The following is a 2,967-nucleotide window of genomic DNA, read 5'->3' on the forward strand; positions in this document are numbered from 1 at the left end:
ACTGAAGTACCGCGAAACCATCGCGCCGAGGATCGAGGACGCGCCGGAAGCCTTCCTTGGTTTGCTCAAGGGCAAGAACTTCGGCAAGCAACTGGTCAAGCTGATCTGATCCGCGCGATACGCGGGGAGGGCATTGCGATGACGTCGAGTCACACGACCACCCACGACGTGTTCAACCAGCCGAAACCGCTGGTCGACGTGAACCTGTACGCCGGTAACCGCGCCCTGCGCGACGCGCTGGCCTTCCACCTGCCCGGCCGCGACGAGGCCACGAGCCTCGCGCAGGGCGAGCGCTGGGGCAGCCTGGAGTGGCAGACGCACGCGCGCCTGGCCAACACCCACCCGCCCCGCCTGCAGACGCACGACCGCTTCGGCCACCGCATCGACCGTGTCGAGTTCCACCCCAGCTACCACGCGTTGATGACCGAGGCGGTGGGTGCCGGCCTTCATGGCCGGCCCTGGTCGCGCGGGCCGGGCGCACACATCGAGCGCGCTGCGGCCTTCATGCTCTTCACCGAGTTGGAGCCCTCCATCCTCTGCCCGATCTCGATGACCTATGCGGTGACGCCGGCGCTGCGCGCCAACGACAAGGTCACCGAAGACTGGTTCGGCAAGCTCGCCAGCACGGCCTACGACCCGCGCCTCGTGCCCTTCACCGACAAGCCCGGCGTGACCATGGGCATGGGCATGACGGAGAAGCAGGGCGGCTCCGACGTGCGCGCCAACACCACGCGGGCGGTGATCGTCGAGCCCGGCTCGCCCTGGGGCGCGCGCGCCGAGGTCACCGGCCACAAGTGGTTCTTCTCGGCGCCGATGTGCGATGCCTTCCTCATCCTCGCGCAGGAGGAGGGCGGCCTGTCGTGCTTCTTCCTGCCGCGCGTGCTGCCCGACGGCACGCTCAACGCCGTCCGCATCCAGCGCCTGAAGGACAAGCTGGGCAACCACGCCAACGCCAGCTCGGAGGTGGAGTTCCACGCGGCGAATGCCTGGCGCGTGGGCGAGGTGGGCCGTGGCGTGGCGCAGATCCTCGAGATGGGTACGCTGACGAGGCTGGACTGCGCGCTCGGCACCGCCGGGCTGATGCGCCACGCGCTGAGCCTGGCGCTGCACCACACGGCGCAGCGTATGGCCTTCGGCAAGCGATTGATCGACCAGCCGGTGATGAAGAACGTGCTGGCCGACATGGCGCTCGAGTCGGAAGCCGCCACCGCGCTGGCGCTGCGCCTGGCGCGCGCCATCGACCGGCAGGACGATCCCTTCGAGGCGCTGATGCGCCGCGTGCTCACGCCGGTGGCCAAGTTCTGGATCTGCAAGCGCGGCAGCCTGCTCGGCCAGGAGGCGATGGAGTGCCTCGGCGGCAACGGCTACGTCGAGGAGGCGGGCGAGGGCGTGATGGCGCGCATCTACCGCGAGATGCCGCTGAACTCGATCTGGGAAGGAGCCGGCAACATCATGGCGCTCGACCTGCTGCGCGCCCTGCGCGGCGGCGGCAAGGGCGGCTCGGTGGCCGAGGCGCTGGCGGCCGAGCTGGCCACGGCCCGCGGCGCGAACGCCGCCTTCGACCGCGTGGCCGATGCGCTGCCGGCGCGCATCGATGCCATGGTCGACGAGACCGAGGCGCGCCGCCTCGCCCTGGACGTGGCGCTGGCCGTGCAGGCCTCGCTGCTGCGCCGGCATGCGCCTGACTTCGTCTTCGACGCCTTCTGCCGTTCGCGCCTGGGCGGCGACTGGGGCCAGGCCTTCGGCACTTTGCCGGCAGGCACCGCCTTCGACGCCCTCATCGCCCGCGCGATGCCGACCTGAAGGACCGCATGCACCCGTTCATCCTGCATCACTACGCCAACTCGCCCTTCTCCGAGAAGGTGCGGCTGATCTTCGGCGCCAAGGGCATGGCCTGGCACTCGGTGCACGTCCCGAGCGTGATGCCCAAGCCCGACGTGGTGGCGCTGACCGGCGGCTACCGCCGCACGCCGATCCTGCAGCGCGGTGCCGACGTGTGGTGCGACACCGCGCTGATCGCCCGCGTGCTCGACCGGGCCCAACCCGAGCCGCCGCTCTATCCGCCCGGCGTGGCGGGCGCATCGAAGCTGCTCGCGCAGTGGGCCGACGGCACGCTGTTCTGGGCGGTGATCCCGTACACGCTGCAGCCGCAGGGGCTGACGCATGTGATGGCCGGCGTGCCCCCGGAGGGCCTGAAGGCCTTCGTCGCCGACCGTGCGCCCTTCACCGCCGGCATGGTGCGGCAGACCCCGGCCGACGCGACGGTGGCGCTCGGGCACTACCTCGCCTGGCTGGAAGAGCAACTCGCCGACGGGCGCGCGTACCTGTGCGGCAGCGTACCCAGCATCGCCGACTTCTCGGTGGGGCATTGCGTCTGGTTCGTTCACCTCGCGCCGCCGATGACGGCGATTCTCGACCCGCACCCGCGCCTGCGCGCCTGGTACGCGCGCATGATCAGCTTCGGCCACGGCACGCCGACGACCATGACGAGCACCGACGCGCTTGCGCTGGCCGCTGCGACGACCTCGCATGAACCCTGCCGTGTCGAGCCCGGCCTGGGCTTCGACGCGGGCGAGGCCGTCACCGTCACGCCCATCGACTACGGCCGCGACCCGGTGGCCGGCACGCTGGTCGGCCTCGATGCCGACGAGGTCGTGATCCGCCGCCACGACGAGCGCGCCGGCACGCTGCACGTGCACTTCCCCCGCATCGGTTTCCAGATTCGAAAGGACAGCAGGACATGAAGACCTTCCAGGGCCGCACCGCGGTCATCACCGGCGCAGGCTCGGGCTTCGGACTCGAGGTCTCGCGCCTGGCCGCCGCGGCCGGCATGAACCTCGAGATGGCCGATGTGCAGCAGGACGCGCTGGACCGCGCCGTTGCCGAGATGCGCGGCCTCGGGGCCGAGGTGATGGGCTTCCGGCTCGACGTGGCCAAGGCCGTCGAGGTGGAGGCATTGGGTGAGGC

General features: G+C 70.8%; 3 protein-coding genes and 1 pseudogene. All 4 read left to right on the forward strand.

Going from position 1 to position 2,967, the window contains the following annotated elements; all coding sequences use genetic code 11:
- A pseudogene (locus AB7U92_RS24905) lies at nucleotides 1-109 on the forward strand (NADP-dependent oxidoreductase); the annotation flags it as partial.
- A gap of 29 nt (nucleotides 110-138) precedes the next feature.
- Complete coding sequence (locus AB7U92_RS24910; protein ID WP_428583192.1) at nucleotides 139-1,803, forward strand: isovaleryl-CoA dehydrogenase; 1,665 nt, start codon at nucleotides 139-141, stop codon at nucleotides 1,801-1,803.
- An 8-nt stretch (nucleotides 1,804-1,811) separates the two neighbouring features.
- Nucleotides 1,812-2,744: a glutathione S-transferase family protein gene (locus tag AB7U92_RS24915; RefSeq protein ID WP_428583194.1), complete on the forward strand. Its 933-nt coding sequence runs from the start codon at nucleotides 1,812-1,814 to the stop codon at nucleotides 2,742-2,744.
- Nucleotides 2,741-2,967: SDR family NAD(P)-dependent oxidoreductase (locus AB7U92_RS24920; RefSeq protein ID WP_428583196.1), on the forward strand; the 227-nt coding region annotated here is incomplete at its 3' end. The genes AB7U92_RS24915 and AB7U92_RS24920, both read left to right, overlap by 4 nt.

The sequence above is a fragment of the Piscinibacter sp. genome, from assembly GCF_050175855.1.
Classification (GTDB): Bacteria; Pseudomonadota; Gammaproteobacteria; order Burkholderiales; family Burkholderiaceae_C; genus Piscinibacter.

What these genes read in the sequence shown, in the direction of transcription:
- AB7U92_RS24915 (WP_428583194.1), top strand. Translation starts at nt 1,812, where the DNA reads ATGCACCCGTTCATCCTGCATCACTACGCCAACTCGCCCTTCTCCGAG.
- AB7U92_RS24910 (WP_428583192.1), top strand. Translation starts at nt 139, where the DNA reads ATGACGTCGAGTCACACGACCACCCACGACGTGTTCAACCAGCCGAAA.